Source organism: Stenotrophomonas sp. STEN021 (genome assembly GCF_056760175.1).
This window is the reverse complement of sequence record NZ_JBRREH010000102.1, coordinates 1-15,852: the sequence shown is the minus strand read 5'-3', so window position 1 is coordinate 15,852 and position 15,852 is coordinate 1. Positions and strand designations below refer to the sequence as shown.

At 60.6% G+C, this 15,852-nt stretch carries 17 protein-coding genes and 1 pseudogene; 12 read left to right on the top strand and 6 right to left on the bottom strand.

The features are described from left to right. Nucleotides 1-128: 128 nt before the first annotated feature. The 5 genes from ACVOL0_RS18015 (at nt 129) to ACVOL0_RS17995 (ending at nt 4,686) form a co-directional block, all read left to right on the top strand. Nucleotides 129-473, top strand: coding sequence for a hypothetical protein (locus ACVOL0_RS18015; protein WP_481550249.1), 345 nt, complete (start codon nt 129-131; stop codon nt 471-473). 767 nt (nt 474-1,240) lie between these two features. Next, a complete protein-coding gene (locus tag ACVOL0_RS18010) occupies nt 1,241-1,567 on the top strand; it encodes a hypothetical protein (protein WP_481550248.1) in 327 nt (108 codons plus the stop codon). A gap of 405 nt (nt 1,568-1,972) precedes the next feature. Then, nucleotides 1,973-2,248: a hypothetical protein gene (locus ACVOL0_RS18005; protein WP_481547587.1), complete on the top strand. Its 276-nt coding sequence runs from the start codon at nt 1,973-1,975 to the stop codon at nt 2,246-2,248. 1,002 nt (nt 2,249-3,250) lie between these two features. Beyond that, nucleotides 3,251-3,445 (top strand): hypothetical protein, encoded by a 195-nt coding sequence (locus ACVOL0_RS18000; protein ID WP_481550247.1) that lies wholly within the window; start codon nt 3,251-3,253, stop codon nt 3,443-3,445. Nucleotides 3,446-4,254: 809 nt separating this feature from the next. Then, complete coding sequence (locus tag ACVOL0_RS17995; protein WP_481550246.1) at nt 4,255-4,686, top strand: DUF695 domain-containing protein; 432 nt, start codon at nt 4,255-4,257, stop codon at nt 4,684-4,686. Here the strand turns inward: ACVOL0_RS17995 and ACVOL0_RS17990 are convergent. Continuing rightward, entirely contained in the window at nt 4,654-4,929 is a 276-nt protein-coding gene (locus ACVOL0_RS17990; protein WP_481550245.1) for an integrase core domain-containing protein, read from the bottom strand. The two genes, ACVOL0_RS17995 and ACVOL0_RS17990, sit on opposite strands and share 33 nt — an antisense overlap. A gap of 178 nt (nt 4,930-5,107) precedes the next feature. Here ACVOL0_RS17990 and ACVOL0_RS17985 point away from each other — a divergent pair, with 178 nt between their 5' ends. Beyond that, nucleotides 5,108-5,488, top strand: a complete 381-nt coding sequence (locus ACVOL0_RS17985) for a VOC family protein (protein ID WP_481550244.1) — start codon at nt 5,108-5,110, stop codon at nt 5,486-5,488. A 445-nt stretch (nt 5,489-5,933) separates the two neighbouring features. Further along, nucleotides 5,934-6,284: a hypothetical protein gene (locus tag ACVOL0_RS17980; protein ID WP_481550243.1), complete on the top strand. Its 351-nt coding sequence runs from the start codon at nt 5,934-5,936 to the stop codon at nt 6,282-6,284. A gap of 284 nt (nt 6,285-6,568) precedes the next feature. Here ACVOL0_RS17980 and ACVOL0_RS17975 read toward each other — a convergent pair whose 3' ends face one another. Together ACVOL0_RS17975 and ACVOL0_RS17970 are read right to left on the bottom strand one after the other, a co-directional pair. After that, a complete protein-coding gene (locus tag ACVOL0_RS17975) occupies nt 6,569-7,108 on the bottom strand; it encodes a pseudouridine synthase (protein ID WP_481550242.1) in 540 nt (179 codons plus the stop codon). Between the two features lie 147 nt (nt 7,109-7,255). Next, the gene (locus ACVOL0_RS17970; protein WP_481550241.1) at nt 7,256-8,113 is read right to left on the bottom strand and encodes a class I SAM-dependent methyltransferase; all 858 of its coding nucleotides are present in this window, start codon (nt 8,111-8,113) and stop codon (nt 7,256-7,258) included. A gap of 180 nt (nt 8,114-8,293) precedes the next feature. Between ACVOL0_RS17970 and ACVOL0_RS17965 the strand changes: the two genes are divergently transcribed. Together ACVOL0_RS17965 and ACVOL0_RS17960 are read left to right on the top strand one after the other, a co-directional pair. Further along, entirely contained in the window at nt 8,294-9,250 is a 957-nt protein-coding gene (locus ACVOL0_RS17965) for an aldo/keto reductase (RefSeq protein ID WP_481550240.1), read from the top strand. Nucleotides 9,251-9,328: 78 nt separating this feature from the next. Further along, entirely contained in the window at nt 9,329-9,616 is a 288-nt protein-coding gene (locus ACVOL0_RS17960) for a hypothetical protein (protein WP_481537133.1), read from the top strand. Between the two features lie 199 nt (nt 9,617-9,815). Here the strand turns inward: ACVOL0_RS17960 and ACVOL0_RS17955 are convergent, their stop codons facing one another. Next, nucleotides 9,816-10,721, bottom strand: a complete 906-nt coding sequence (locus ACVOL0_RS17955; RefSeq protein ID WP_481550239.1) for a LysR substrate-binding domain-containing protein — start codon at nt 10,719-10,721, stop codon at nt 9,816-9,818. Nucleotides 10,722-10,842: 121 nt separating this feature from the next. Here ACVOL0_RS17955 and ACVOL0_RS17950 point away from each other — a divergent pair, with 121 nt between their 5' ends. Continuing rightward, nucleotides 10,843-12,057 carry an MFS transporter gene (locus tag ACVOL0_RS17950; RefSeq protein WP_481550238.1) on the top strand — a complete coding sequence of 405 codons (1,215 nt, stop codon included), beginning with the start codon at nt 10,843-10,845 and terminating at the stop codon, nt 12,055-12,057. Between the two features lie 82 nt (nt 12,058-12,139). Next, on the top strand, nt 12,140-12,940 hold the full coding sequence (gene dkgB, locus ACVOL0_RS17945; protein ID WP_481550237.1) for a 2,5-didehydrogluconate reductase DkgB: 801 nt from the start codon (nt 12,140-12,142) through the stop codon (nt 12,938-12,940). Nucleotides 12,941-13,004: 64 nt separating this feature from the next. Here dkgB and ACVOL0_RS17940 read toward each other — a convergent pair. Continuing rightward, a pseudogene (locus tag ACVOL0_RS17940) lies at nt 13,005-13,922 on the bottom strand (LysR family transcriptional regulator). Nucleotides 13,923-14,040: 118 nt separating this feature from the next. Here ACVOL0_RS17940 and ACVOL0_RS17935 point away from each other — a divergent pair. Next, nucleotides 14,041-14,928 (top strand): SDR family oxidoreductase, encoded by an 888-nt coding sequence (locus ACVOL0_RS17935; protein ID WP_481550236.1) that lies wholly within the window; start codon nt 14,041-14,043, stop codon nt 14,926-14,928. Nucleotides 14,929-14,955: 27 nt separating this feature from the next. On the opposite strand, the gene ACVOL0_RS17930 is transcribed toward ACVOL0_RS17935, so the two are convergent. Then, nucleotides 14,956-15,684 carry an alpha/beta fold hydrolase gene (locus ACVOL0_RS17930; RefSeq protein ID WP_481550235.1) on the bottom strand — a complete coding sequence of 243 codons (729 nt, stop codon included), beginning with the start codon at nt 15,682-15,684 and terminating at the stop codon, nt 14,956-14,958. Nucleotides 15,685-15,852 lie beyond the last annotated feature (168 nt).

Sequence of the window (15,852 nt, the reverse complement as noted above, 5' to 3'; positions counted from 1 at the left end):
GTAGCCAAGCACATGCCATCAAGTACATGCTTGGGCGCAATGCAGCAACCGCGCCCTAACAGTTCATTCAAGCCGAACCCGCTGCGCGGGTCGGCTTAATTCCAGAGTTAGCCATCAATGGAGACAACATGCGACTTTTAGCCTCAACAATCGCACTTTTTCTCTTCAGCCTTGTCGCATTCGCGCAGGCTATGGGTTCGCCAGATCAAAAGCTCTATGGCGTTATATTTGACGTTGCAATTGATTCGTCAGGAAAAGTTGACACTCTCTTGGTCGCTAAAGTCATAGACCCAGCTTCTGGCACGACAGATGCTGTCGACGTTGAAGTGCCAGAAGCATTTATTACTGCTGCGCGTAAATTCCTGCTAGAGCGCACTTACCCAGCATCCCGCAAGCAGTTTTACACCTACATCTTTTACGACCCGCAGCAACCAGACCGCGCGGACATTGACCCGAAAGCTGGTCGGCTATGATTGCTAACAATTCATTCAAGCCGAACCCGCTTCGCGGGTCGGCTTAATTCAGGCGTTAGGGGGCTGTGTGAGCTGGTGGCGTGGTCAAAACCTTGAAGGCCCGATGCACGGACCTGATGGCCGGTCATGGCACTTCCTTGTCTGGCATGGCTCACTAAACAACGGTTACTCGCAGCGCATCTTCTTCTGGGACGAGGGAAGGTCAGAAACAGGCCTCGTTGAGCTAGTTGATGGTGATACTTTGTACATCACTAAGATTCGCGACCGTCAACGCAAAATTGCACGCGATGCTGCATATCGCGCAAGGTGGCTTCAGCCATTGGAGTTCCCGATTGAGCGTCACTGGCCAGCCCCCTAACAATTCATTCAAGCCGAACCCGCTTCGCGGGTCGGCTTAATTCCAGAGTTAGGCGGCGGTGCGTTGGGTTGGCTGGCCATTCTTCTTTCGGCAGCAACATCGGCAAGTCACCGGTCGGCTCCGGGCAACAGTTCCAACTGTTCCTGACATCGGCAAGTTCACCACCTCGCCTTACGCTTCACTGCTCGTCCGCAATCATTTCATCGCACTTCGGCGGCAACGCTCGGCAAGGTTTCCCGGGCAAGCTCCACTCCGCGAGCTGTGGCATGATCGGTTCGCGTTGGGTTGCACAAGCAGGGCAGCGTTGGCCATGGGTTATGCAATTGGCTACAGCCGCCTAACGGTTCATTCAAGCCGAACCCGCTGCGCGGGTCGGCTTAATTCCAGAGTTAGGCGGCAGGAGCGAGCTATGCGACTACTCATTTCACTTGGCGTCGGCCTACTACTTTCCGGTCTCTTCCTTGGCATAGCCTTCGCCACTGACGGTGCGGGCGGAGCTTGGCATCAGCTTCGCAACGTGTTCATTGGCCCACCGCTTTGGTTGTTGCAAACTGCACTTCCCGCCATTTCCCAATCCTTCGCCATACGGCCCGGCAGCGCATACAGCGGCGCGTCATTCTTTATGCTTTTCTTCCTACTGTTCTGGTGGCTGGGATGCTCTGTACTTGTGTTCTTCATCCGTAACCAGCCGCCTAACGGTTCATTCAAGCCGAACCCGCTTCGCGGGTCGGCTTAATTCCAGAGTTAGGCGGCAGTGGGTCGGGTTGGCTGGCCCCTCTTCTTTCGGCCGCAACATCGGCAAGTCACCGGTCGGCTCCGGGTAGCAGCACCAACTGTTCTCGGCATCGGCAAGCGCATCATTTCGCCTTACGCTTCACTGCCCCACCGCAATCATTTCATCACACTTCGGCAGCTACGCGCGGCAAGGTTTTCTAGGCAAGCTCCACCCCGCAAGCTGTGGCATGATCGGCTCACGTTGGGTTGCACAAGCAAGGCAGCATTGGCCCGGGGAGCGGCAAATGGCCACAGCCGCCTAACAATTCATTCAAGCCGAACCCGCTGCGCGGGTCGGCTTAATTCCAGAGTTAGGCATCGTATACACGCTCCCGCGAGACAACAGAACAACTCACCGCCAGCCCATATGACCCATTTGTATCGCTACATACCAATTTGGCGTCGTGTACAAAGCGGCGCAGTTCTTTATCGCGTCATTGAGGTCATCGGTATTGGATTCACCGTTCAAAGCAAAGACTACGTCCACGCGGGCGCACCGGTTGGCGCCACGGCATCGCTGGAAGCACAATTCTTGGAGCTGCTAATTGAGCAAGACCCACATCACCGGTTCGGCACTTCATCAACGATTGAGGCGGCGGTTTTGGCGTTCGACCAGTACTTTGAGTCTACCGCCGATGCCTAACAGTTCATTCAAGCCGAACCCGCTGCGCGGGTCGGCTTAATTCCGGAGTTAGCGGCCATGATCAAGTTCCTGATAACTGGATTAGTTCTAGTCGGCGCCTTCAGTTTTCCGGCCTCTGCGTGCCAGCAGATTCTGGCCAGCAGCCAAGCCATCAGAAAGAACGCCGACTTGGTGCTCGAAGCCAAGGTTGCCTCAACCGAGCCCGATCATGGCCGTGAGCCCAGCCCTGGTGACCCAGCACGCATACTTCGCCTTGATGTGACCAGGATAGTAAAAGGCAAAGTAGGCCGCTCGATTAGCGTCCCGACAACAGGGTGCCACGTGCCGGCCTATGACGCAGGAGAGTTGGTTACGGTTGTCCGTTTTCCCGGGGGCGAGTACCACGTTGTACCTAGGCATCAGCAGTAGCGTGCTGCTGGCCGCAAACAATTCATTCAAGCCGAACCCGCTGCGCGGCGCGGCTTGATTCCAGAGTTAGGCGCTAACAGGAGTCTCATGGATTTGCTTCTGACATCTGCAGTGATCGGTGGTATCGCTGGCGGAGTGGCTGTACTCCTTCTTGCATTCCTAGTTCCACGCAAATCATGCCCAAAGTGCCATACGCCGCTGCCAAAGTTCCGCAAGCCATCCGGCACTCGTGAAGCCATGCTGGGAGGTTGGCACTGTCCAACATGCGGTGCAAAAATTGCACGTAATGGGTCGCTCCTCTCAATTGACGCTCGATGACAGACGCGGCTAACAAGTCATTCAAGCTGACCGCTGCTCTGCAGCGTCGGCTTAACTCTGGTGTTGGGTGGCATGATCATGCATCCAAGCAGCTTCGCTAATCTTCGCAATCTTCATGTAGGACTTCTGCTGGCGACCACTGCGCTTGCCGGGTGCGCGCACAATTCTCTCGGGCTGGAGATAGAGTCAAGAAGTCTCGCGGCGCGGCTTGGATATCCTCTTTGTGACGTATCTGTCCCTCTCAGCAAGGAGCAAGTCTTCGCTAGCACTAGACGCATGGGAATCGAGAACATGGAGCACTCCACAGAGTGGGCCAACGTTGCTGCCGTGATCCTGCCGGATGACCAGTTCCGCTTGGTTGATTGCCAAAATGGCCGCCATGTTCACGGCGCACAGGGCGGATATTCGTTTTACGGTCTGTTTCGAGGTGACGAGCTTGCGTTGGAGTTCGGACAGATGATCCATGACTAGTCGGCTCAACTCAGACGTTAGGCGGTACATCAACCAACAGGGCAACCCAATGAGAAAGCTTGGATTCGTGCTCTTGCTCGCCGGCTTTGCATGGCTGGCCTTGCAGCAGCTCGACATGGTCATACGCGCCGAATTGCGCTCTGTGGGACAAGCCCAGTTCGCCAGGCTTTCCACCGATCCAAATCACAACTACAGCGAGCACGACGTGCGAACCCACATCCGCGAGACGGCACTAGCCGTACACGCACGCTTTCCAGTTGTATTGGCCCCAGGTCTATCCATGCTCGTAGGTGGCCTATTGCTCGCCTTTGCACGCAGGCGCCCTCAAGCCCACGATGCCGGTCGCGACACGGCTCAATTCCAGGGTTAGACCGCGCATGCCCCCACCAGGCGTCTATTTTCTTCTACTCTGGGCCATCTGCGTGTCGATGACCATACGTAATTTTCGTTCGTTTCCTACATCTCAATCATACGACCATCCAAATCCGTTGACCCGTTGGCTCTACAGGACGATGTTGGTCGTTGCGTTGTACATCTTCGGCTTCCCTCTGGCAGCACTCATCCTTGATAGATCCGGAGAGTTCCTTAAACCCCAGATAGCTCCAATCACGATCTGGACAACATCAGCTCTAGTCACCATCGTTTTGGCGTATTTTTATGTCCGATTTCTACGCTGGTTCCAATCTTGCGATCGACGTGACCGAGCAAGAAACAATCACATGCCTTAGTGTGCAGTCTAAAGATCCGTTCAATCCGAGTTTGCTTCGCGAGTCGGCGTAATTGCAGAGTCAAGGTGCCAGGGAGCGTATATGGAAGACCAAAGAGGCTGGGTTCTCGCACGAAAGGAGACGGATGCCGGACTATCTTTACTCCGCCTGAAGAGGATTGAACCTGAGTTCGACTTTGATGCTTTTCCTGAGCGATTCAACGTGATTTTGGATTTCCAAGATCCCACCAACGTCGGTTCTCCTTCAGCTCCAGATTTTGAGGCCATGAAGAGCTTCGAAGATCGAGTCTGTGAGCGTATCGAGTCAGACAATCAGTCTATCTTGTGCATGGTCTTCACTGAGCCTGGATACCGAGAGTACGTATTCCTCTCCCGGGACACAGATAGCTTCCTCAACGTGCTGAACACGATCCCCCGAGAGCCCGATCTTTATCCCATTGAAATACATCATGAGGTGGATAGCGCATTTGAGTTCTACAATTCATACGCACAGGGCATCCGTGGCGCGCCCTGACAGTTCATTCAAGCCGACGCCGCTACGCGGCGCTGCAATGATCCACTGATTTCCGCTCAGACAATGCGGTCGACGCAGCGGTATAGGGCGCGCGTCTGGGGCCATCATCTTTAGCGCCTGGTGCGGGCGTTGTTGGTTGTAGAAGGCGATCCAGTCAGCAATCACCCGCAGGGCGTGGGTTCGGCTTTTGAAGCGATGCCGATGCATGCATTGCTCTTTCAATATCCACATCACGCGTTCCACTATCACGTTCTGCTATAGGCATTGCGGGGTGATGAACTCCTGCTTCAGGCCGTAGCTGCGCAGCGGGGGTGTGCAATCGCGACTCGTGAAGACCGGGCCGTTATCCGAGCCCAGCAGGATAGGCTCGCTGCCCCTGAGCGCCAGCCATCGGCACCTTGATCACTCTTGGAGAACCAGCATGAAACGCATAACCGGCATCGGCGGCATCTTCTTCAAAGCAAACGATCCAAAGGCGCTTTCAGCCTGGTACCGCGAGCACCTGGGGCTGGATGTAAGCGACTGGGGTGGTGCGGTGTTTCAGTGGGGCGGCGTGGATAGCCCGGAGGGTGCGACGATCTGGAGTCCGTTCGCCGCAGACACCAGCTATATGGCGCCCTCAACTGCATCCTTCATGATCAACTTCCGCGTGGATGACCTGGATGCGCTGCTGGCAGCACTGCGCAGCGAAGGCTGCAATGTCGTTGGTGAGCCGCAGAATTCCGAGCAAGGGAAGTTTGGCTGGGTGATGGACCCCGAAGGCAACAAGGTCGAACTATGGGAACCGCCTGCCGGGCAGTGAGCAACAACATCGTCGATTGCTTGCACGCACGGCTGACATGTCGATCACGATTCGCTGACGCCCGGATCTGTTCCGCGCTGCTTGCCGGTTGCCCCGAAAGTTGCCGGCTTTTTGTGCGAGCGAGTATTTCCACCCACGTGGGGCCAACGTGTTGCGATACACGACCCACCGCTCCACTGTTCAAACCAGATGGGCAACTGAAGCGACGCGCCTTGTCGCGCCGGCCATCAATCAATGCACGCTTACATGCCGCGTCTACGCCAGCTCATGCCCAGTGGTAACAAGGCGATATGACAGAACTCTCGTATCCTCTCAACTCCAAAGACAGCGTCATTGATTGCGGGATTTCATCGCGGCGGAGCACAGCGCTCTTCATCGCTGCAGCTCTTCCGCGTTGCCTTGATCAATGCACCCGCTTCAGTTGAAAAGGCTACAGGAGAGTGTCATGCACGACGGGCGGCGCCCGCGCAAAGCCGGATCCACTGACTTCGGGCATTACGATACAAGAGAGAAATGCGAAGCAGCGGTGCGACGACGTGAACTGGCTATCCTGCACTTGATTCCGGAAGAGCTTGGCGGTGATTGTGATGCGGACAACATGGTATTTGTGCCCATATGGGTTGCAGAACAGAAGCGCAGAATCGATAGCACCACGGTGCTGCCACTGATACGTTCAGGCAAGCTGAGCCGCTACGCGGCAAGGCCCATCTACCGGGGCAGAAGCTTCATCCCTGCAGAGATCGCGATACATGCGCATGACCCTGCTGGCTTCGCGACCACGATCGACATCTGGTAGCCGCATCACGTCGCTGCCATGGCAACGATCACAAACGTCAAGGCAGCTGCGCAGCGATCAGCACTGCGGTGCGATAACTCGCGCGAGTGTCGATGATGTGCCCTTGCAGGGATGGCTGCATATCTTTCAGCTGTATATGCGGAGCCACTCTCGACAAGGACGTTGGAGTGGCTCCGCACCCGATGCCGATCAACCTGCAATCGAACAGAGTCCTGTCGCCTATCGCGACTCCATCATCGGCCAGGTACAACGAGCTGCTACGCGGCAACGCTGGTCGCTGCAGCTCAACCCACGTGCCGCCACTGCCCCGGCTGGAGTTCATCCAGGGCATACGGCCCCATCACCGCCCGCACCAAACGCAGCGTCGGCAAGCCGACCGCAGCGGTCATGCGCCGCACCTGACGGTTACGACCCTCGCGCAAGGTGATTGCCAGCCAGCTGTCCGGCACGGTTTTGCGGAACCGCACGGGCGGATCGCGCTCCCACAATGCTGGCGCCGCCTGCATCAGTTCAACACGCGCAGGCAAGGTTGGGCCGTCATTGAGCTGCACGCCATTACGCAGCGCCTGCAACTTCTCTTCGGTTGGCACGCCCTCCACCTGCACCCAATAAGTCTTGGGCTGCTTGTGCCGTGGATCGGTCAAACGATGGGCGAGATTGCCGTCATCGGTGAGCAGCAGCAAGCCTTCGCTGTCGTAATCCAGACGACCGGCCGCGTATACGTTTGGCGGCAGGCCAAAGTCGGCCAGGGTCGCGCGCGGCGGCTGGCTGCGATCAGTGAACTGACACAGCACGTTGAACGGTTTATTGAAGGCGATAAGCATGTGCAGCAGGTGTCGGACAGGGGCTGGAATGCGCTGCTGGCTGCGCGCGGCGATCTTCCGCCGCGCGCCAGTTTGAGGGCTGTGCAGCCAACAGCAAGGCTGCACATTGTCTCACCCTCCCCACTCCAAGCCCTACACCCTGCGCGCTTACTGCTTGACGAAGCGCAGCGTCATGCGGTCACTTTCACCGATGGCCTTGTACTTGGCGGCATCTGCGGCATCGTGGCTATTGGACGGCGGCAGCGTCCATACGCCCTTGGGGTAGTCCTTGGTATCGCGCGGGTTGGCGTTGACCTCGCTGCTACCAGCCAGCTTGAAGCCGGCGGCTTCGGCCATGGCAATCACCTGCGCCTGGCCAACATAGCCGCTGCCGTCATCGGCAGGCACGTCAGCCTTGGCGCGGTGTTCAACCACGCCCAGGGTGCCGCCGGGCTTGAGTACGTCAAAGAAGGCCTTGAACATGCCCTCGGCCTGACCAGAAGAACGCCAGTTGTGGACATTGCGGAAAGTCAGCACCACGTCCGCCGAGCCCGGCGCGCCCAGTACCGGTGCGGCCGGGTCGTAGGCCACTTCGGTGGCGCGGTCGAACTGGGCCGGGGATGCAGCGAACTTCTTGCTCAGGCCATCGCGCGAGCGCTGCTGGTAATCGCGGCCGCCACCGGCCGGCATTGCGGCCGGGTCAACCACGGCGGCAACGTACTTGCCGCCATCGCGCAGGTAGGGCGCAAGAATTTCAGAATACCAGCCGCCGCCGGGTGTAATTTCGATGACCGTCTGCGTCGGTTGCAGGCCGAAGAAGGTCAGGGTCTGCGCCGGATGACGGTATTCGTCGCGCAGCACATTGGCCGGCATGCGCCAGCTGCCTGCAATGGCAGCCTGCAGCTGCGGCGATACCTGTACATCAGCAGCGCTGGCAGCGGCTTCATGGGCCAGCGCAGTGCCGGCAGACAGGGTGCTGGCAAGCGCCAGCAGACAGGCACACAACAGCGGGGCAGGCTTCTTCATGCGGAATTCCGTCGATTGAAACGGCGAGCCTAGCACGCGGCTGCAAGTGCAATGCAGCATGCAAATGTTCATATCCCGTTAGCGTGGAAACGGCACACGGAACGCTGTATTCACGACGTTGCCACGGAATTGGAACGCATGCCGTCTATGCTGTTGAACTGAACAACAAAGGAGCAACGCATGCCCCAGTCACGCGAACTTGGCCGCTCGGGTCTCCATGTCAGCCCCATCGCTTTTGGTGGCAACGTTTTCGGCTGGAGTGCCGATGAGAAAACATCCTTTGGTCTGCTCGATGCCTTCGTCGACGCCGGCTTCAACCTGATCGATACCGCCGATGTGTATCCCGCGTGGGTGCCAGGCAACCGCGGCGGCGAATCGGAAACCATCATCGGCCGCTGGCTGCAGCGCGGCGGCAAGCGCGACAAGGTGGTGATCGCCACCAAGGTTGCCAAATGGGCCGAGCACCCGGGCCTGTCAGCTGACAACATCAATGAAGCGGTCGAGGATTCGCTGCGTCGTCTGCAGACCGAGGTGATCGATCTGTACCAGGCACACGAAGACGATGAATCGGTGCCGCTGGAAGAAAGCCTGGGTGCGTTCGCGCGGCTGATCGAGGCGGGCAAGGTGCGCGCGATTGGTGCCTCCAACTACAGCGCGGATCGCCTGCGTGATGCACTCAAGGTGTCCGCCGACTATCACCTGCCGCGCTACGAAACCCTGCAGCCGGAATACAACCTCTACGACCGCAACGGCTACGAGGCCGAGCTGGAACCGCTGGCGCGCGAACAGGGCATCGGCGTGATCAGTTATTACTCGCTGGCCAGTGGTTTTCTCAGCGGCAAGTACCGCAGCGCCGATGACGTAGGCAAGAGTGCCGCGCGCGGTGCGAAAGTGGCTGATCGCTACCTCAACCCGCGTGGCCTGCGCATTCTGCAGGCGCTCGATGACGTGGCGGCCAGCCACAAGGCGACGCCAGCCCAGGTGGCCTTGGCGTGGCTGATCGCACGTCCGGGCATCACCGCACCCATCGTCAGTGCCACCAGCGTACAGCAGCTGCAGGAAGTGCTGGCTGCGGCACAGCTTGGCTTGAGCCCAGCGCAGGTCGCGCAGTTGGATGCAGCCAGCGCGGAAAGCTGAATCGGGCGAGTTGCGCGCCCCCTGTTCGCGCCGTAGGATCGGGCGGACAGGGGGTAGACCGCGAACGGAGCCCTATCCATGCAGACCGCACCCACAGCCCAGCGCAGCATCGATCGCCACGCCGAACTGACGTACTGGCGCGGCGTGCATGCCATCGGTCACCTTGGCCAACACGAGTTCGACCATTACCAGCGCCTGCTGGAAATGGGCTACGACGTCTATCAGGCCTATCCACGCGCCAACGAAGAACAGCTCTACAAAGTGCTGCAGGACAGCTATCACCGACATAGCCCGGCGTTGGCGGTTTCCTGGGATGAGGCGCGTTGGTTGGTGCGCCACGCTTGGCATCATGCGCAGCAGCATTGAAGGGTTCTTCGCAGTTTTTTTGTAGGAGCGGCGTAAGCCGCGAAGCTGCTGCAACCTCGGAAGCTGAAGCGCTTACCCCTCCCCAACCCTCCCCTTGGCTTCGCCAAAGGGAGGGAGCGAAAGCACGCCGCGACCCGCCACCCCCAAATGCATCGGATCACACGCATGCCGGTGGTTCTGAAGATGTCAGCTTCGCGGCTTACGCCGCTCCCACAACCGGTAGCGCCATCGCTTCGGCCAGGTAGTCGAGGAAGGAGCTGATGCGCGCTGATACCGCCGTGTTGCGGTAGTACACGGCGTGGATGGGTTGGCGTGCATCCAAGGTCTGTTTCGGCAGCACCTGCACCAGTTCGCCGCGCGTACGCGCTGTTTCGGTCAGGAAGTCGGACAGGCAGACGATGCCCACGCCTTCCAATGCCAAGCGATGCAGGATTTCCCCACTGGACACAGCCAGTGCTGGTCGCACGTGCAACTGCTCGCCGTCTTCGCCCAAAAGCGGCCAATGATTCAGCGAATCCGGCTCGTTGAAGCCCAGCAAGGTATGCGCCTGCAGCTGCGCCACGTTCTTCGGTGTGCCGTGCTGTTGCAGGTAAGCCGGGCTGGCCAGCACTCGCAGGCGGCTGTGGCCCAAGGGCCGTGCATGCAGGGTGGAGTCAGACAGCGGGCCAATGCGGATCGCCACATCGGTGCGCCGCTCCAGCAGGTCGATGTAGCGCTCGCTGCTGTTGAGCTCCAGCGCCACCTGCGGGTAGCGGGCGCGGTAGCCCGCCACCAGCGGTGCGATCACATGCAGCATGAACGGCATCGCCGCATCCACCCGCAACCGCCCGGATGGCGTGCCGCGGCGCGCGGCAATCTGCTCTTCGGCGGCATCCACCGAGGCGACGATGGCACGCGCCTGCGCCAGAAAGGTTTCGCCTTCATCGGTGAGTTGCAGGCGGCGGGTGGTGCGGGTCAGCAAGGTGGTGCCGAGCTTTTCTTCCAGCCGCCCCAGCGCCCGGCTGACGCCCGAAGTGGTCTGGCCCAGCTGTTCGGCCGCGGCGGTGATCGAACCGGTGTCGATCACCGCGATGAAGGCCTGCATCTCATCCAGGGTGGTTTTCATCGGGGCGGCCGGGCGGGAATGGAATATTGTTGACTTTAAATCAATAGTAATTGGGAGGAAACCGCATTTTTCGGCAAGAGTTCCGCGGTCACACTGCGCAGCCCTTTCCGAGGATTCGCCCATGTCACGCGGTATTCCCCTTGCCTTGCTGGCGCTGACGCTGGGTGCGTTCGCCATCGGCACCACCGAGTTTGTCATCGTCGGGCTGATCCCGACCATTGCCGCCGACCTGCACGTCAGCCTGCCCTCGGCCGGCCTGCTGGTTTCGCTGTATGCGCTCGGCGTTGCCGTCGGTGCGCCGGTACTCACCGCCTTGACCGGAAGGGTGCCGCGCAAGACCTTGCTGGTGGCGTTGATGCTGCTGTTCACCTTCGGCAACCTGATTGCGTGGATGGCACCGGGCTATGGCTCGTTGATCGTGGCGCGGGTACTGACCGGGCTGGCGCATGGCGTGTTCTTCTCGATCGGCTCGATCATCGCCACCTCGGTGGTGCCCAAGGACAAGGCCGCCAGCGCGATCGCGATCATGTTCACCGGGCTGACCGTGGCCCTTGTCACCGGCGTGCCGCTGGGCACCTTCATCGGCCAACACCTGGGCTGGCGTGCGACCTTCCTGGCAGTTGCTGCGTTGGGCGTGGTCGCCCTGCTCGGCAGCCTGCTGTTCGTGCCGCGCGACCTGCCGCGCAGCGCGCCGGCAACGTTCGGCCAGCAATTCGCGGTGCTGGCGCAGCCGCGCCTGTTGCTGGTCTATGCGATGACTGCGCTGGGTTACGGCGGCACCTTCCTGTCCTTCACCTTCCTCGCCTCGATCCTGCAGGACGTCAGCGGCTTCTCGGCCAATGCAGTGAGTGCGGTACTGCTGGTGTATGGCGTATCAGTGGCCATCGGCAATCTGTGGGGCGGGCGCCTGGCCGACCGTCGCGGTCCGATTCCCGCATTGACGCTGATCTTCGGCCTGCTCGCGCTGGTGCTGCTGGTACTCACCTTCACTGCATACAACCGTTGGTTGGTGTTGCTGACAGTATTGGCGCTGGGTGCGGTGGCCTTCGGCAATGTGCCGGGCCTGCAGGTCTACGTGGTCAAGCAGGCACAGCGCTTCGTACCGCAGGCAACCGATGTGGCATCCGGCCTGAACATCGCCGCTTTCAACATTGGCATTGCGCTGGGTGCCTCGCTCGGCGGCCTGGTGGTCGATCACATCGGCCTGATGCATACGCCGTGGATTGGCGCCGTGGTGGTGCTGGGTGCGCTGGCACTCACTGCACTGAGCGGCCGGCTGGATCGCCGCGATGGATTGGATATGCGCGCCGACGGCATTGCGGTCAGCGCGCACTGACGGAACCGGCTGTTGTTTCCCCTTGGCTTTTCGTCCGCGCTGCACGGCGTAGCCCTGCTAGTGCGGATTTCTGGAGATTTGAATGACTATTCCCGCTATTGGTCTTGGCACCTACCGCCTCAAGGACCAGGTACTCACCGACTCCGTGCACAACGCATTGGACCTTGGCTACCGCGCGTTCGACACCGCACAGATCTACGACAACGAGGCCGATCTGGGTGCGGCGATCGCCAGCGGTGCCGTGCCACGCGAGGAGCTGTTCCTGACCACCAAAATCTGGATCAGCAACTTGCATCACGACGATCTGCTGGCCAGCCTGCGCGAGAGCCTGCGCAAGCTACGCACCGATCACGTCGACCTGGCCCTGATTCACTGGCCTTCGCCCAAGGACGAGGTACCGATGGCCGAGTTTCTCGGCGCGCTGCGTGAGGCCAGGGCGCTGGGCTTGACCAAGGCAATTGGTGTTTCCAACTTCACCATCGAGCTTGTCCGCCAAGCTATCGACATCCTCGGTGCCGACGCCATCGCCACCAACCAGATCGAAGTGCATCCCTACCTGCAGAACCGCGCCTTGATCGCCTACCTGCGTGAGCAGGGCATCCATGTCACCGCCTTCATGAGCCTGGCCTATGGCGCGGTGCTGAAGGACCCGGTGATCCAGGCCATTGCCGACAAGCACCAAGCCACCACTGCACAGGTCGCGCTGGCGTGGGCCTTGCAGCAGGGCTATGCGGTGATTCCGTCCTCTACCAAACGCGAAAACCTTGCCAGCAACCTACACGTGGCACAGGTGCGTCTGGATGATGCCGACATGGCACGTATTGCGGAGCTGGATCGTGGCGAGCGTGTGGCCAATCCAGGGATCGCACCGGCTTGGGATTGAAACTCCGCACTGGAGCAATGCCTTGGCGGGCTGGTGATTCCTGCCCGCCATGCTGGCAACGCTGCTAGCGGATGCGCGGCGCCAACTCCTGCGCAAGCGTTTCAAGCAACAAGCTGACCGTTGGCAGCTCGCGCCGGCTTTTCATCCACGCCAAGCTGAGTGGCAGGCCCTGGCTGGCAAGATGCGGCAGCACTTCCACCAGCGCGCCATCCTCAAGATGGCTGCGTACCAGCCAGGTCGGCAGTTGCACGATGCCACTGCCGACCAGCGCAGCGGTGACCTGACCCTCGCCATCACCCACCACCAGCGGTGACGGCATCATCTGCAGTTCTACTTCACCTGGTAGTGCAGCTGCGAAGCGCCACGGACTGACCGAGCCATCGGCGCGTCCATAGGCAATACAGCGATGCGTCAGCAGATCCTCGCGCGTTGTCGGCACGCCATGCGCCGCCAGATAGGCAGGAGACGCACAGAACACGTGCTACTCATGGCCCAGCAATCGATGTTCGACCAACGATGACCATGCATCGGGCCCGCCGATGCGCACGATGATGTCGACGCCGTCCTCGACCGGATCGATGAAGCGGTCCGAGAACGACACCTGCGGCCGCGTCAGCGGATAGGCCTGGGCGAAGCCAAGAATTATCGGCAGCGCCTGCAGGCGCCCGAACGCTGCCGGTAGATCGATGCGCACGCGTCCACTTGGCTCGTCATCCTCAGCCAGCAGTGCCACCTCGGCTTCCTCAAGGTTCGCCAACACCTCGGTGCAGGTCCGGTGGAAGGCGATACCGGCCTCGGTGAGTGACATGCGCCGCGTGGTGCGATGGAACAGCGTGCGCCCGAGCCGATCCTCCAGACGCGCGATGGACTTGCCGACCGCCGAGGCCGTGAGGTGCAGCCGTTCTGCGGCCGCGGTGAAGCTGCCTGCGTCGGCAACACAGACGAAGACGTCGAGGCCTTTCAGGCGTTCGGAGGGGTGCATGCGGCAGGTTTCACTATTGAAGAATCAGATTCCGTAATTCCGGTAAAAAGCATCGCGGAACGGAACGTAGCTCCACGATAGGCTGGGTGTCCTCTTCGATCAAGCATCCAAGGCAGCAATGAGCCAGCAACGCCCCACCGTCCTAGTCACCGGCGCCACCGGCCAGATCGGCGCCGAAACCTTGAGAAACCTGTTGCTGGAAGATGCGGTCACACCAGTGGCGGCAGTGCGTTCGCCAGCGAAGGCCACGGCGCTGCAGGCGCAGGGAATCCGCACGGTGCTGCTCGACTTCGATCGCGAAGACACACTTCTGCCTGCACTGCAGGGCATTGATCGCGTATTCCTGGTGACCGGCTACACCGTGGACATGCTGCGCCAGAGCAAGGTATTCCTCGATGCGGCCAAGCAGGCCGGCGTGCGGCACGTGGTGCATCTGGGCGCCTGCGGCGGTGATGACGCCAGCATCGGGCATTGGGCCTGGCATCAGCTGGTGGAACGCTATATCGAGTGGCATGGCTTCTCCTTCACCCATCTCAGGCCGGAAGCCTTCATGCAGAACCTGCTCAGCTACGACGGCACCCGCGCAGTGGTCGACGGCGTCATCCGCCAATACACCGGCGATGCGCGCTTCAGCTGGGTCGATGGCGATGACGTCGCCGCGGTAGCCGCACAGGCGCTGGCATGGCCGCAGCGGCATGCCGGGCAGACCTATCGGCTGGGCTACGACGCCAAGTCCTACGGCGAGGTTGCCGCGCTGATGACGGAGCTGCTTGGCCAGCCATTCCGCTACGAGGCGCTGAGCCCGGATGTGTTCCTGGAAGACATGCGCGCGGCCGGCGCCGAGATGGCCTACATGAACTGCGTGCGCGACAACTTCCAGCGTGTCGCCGAGCGACGCGTGCCGGGCATTGAAGCCACCTTCGACAATTTCCCCGCCATCACCGGCCGCGAGCCGGTGCGCTGGGCGGAGTTCATTCGCAAGCACCGTGATGCGTTTGCTTACTGAGCTGCTGAATTCAGGTGTTCGTCGGAATCAGTCGCCGATACCCTGCAGCAACCACGCACGCATCGCTGCGTTTACTTCCGCAGGCTTCTCCAATGGCGCCAGATGACCGCAGTCCTCGATCACCACCAGCGTTGATTGCGGCATCAGCGCGGCCATCTGCTCGCTTACAGACAGCGGCGTGATCGCATCGTTGCGCCCGCAGACGATCAAGGCCGGGCCCTGCCAGCCGCGCAGGACCTCGCTGCCGTCGCTACGTTGCAGTTGGCTTTGGCGCAGGAAGACTTCCGCGCCGAGGCGTGCGGTCATGCTGCGCACGGTATCCACCAATGCATGGTCTTCGAGCCGCGAAGCATCGATGTAGCTGCGCATCAGCTTGTCGCCGAAACCATGGAAGGTGCCGGGCAGGCGCACGCTGTTCTGCTGTGCCAGGCGTTGTGCGGCACGTTCGGGCGAGTCGGGTTTGAACGAGGTGTCCAGCAGTGCCAGCTTCAGGACCCGTTGCGGTGCGATGCGCAGGATTTCCTGGGCGACGTAGCCGCCGAGTGAGAAGCCGGCCAGGGCGAACTGTGCGGGGGCCTTGGCCAGCACGTCTTCGGCGACTGCGCGCATCGTGGTTTGCTGGGTGAGGTCGCCGACCTGGCAATCGGCGATGTCGGCGAGTGCGTCGAGCTGGGCTTGCCAGAGCGTGGCGTCGTTGAGCAGGCCGGGCAGTAGTAGCAGCGGGGTTCTGGCTGCTGGGTTCTGGTTCGTTTGCATGGCGCTATTGTCGCGCCTTGGGGTGGTTTGGGGTGAGGCAACCGCGAAAGCCAAAGCCAAAGCCAAAGCACCCCTCCCCTGCCCTCCCCTTGCCTGCGGCAAAGGGAGGGAGACAAGCGGCCCCCACCCCCGCCCCCCCCGCGGCGGGGGGGGGGGGGGGGGGGGGTT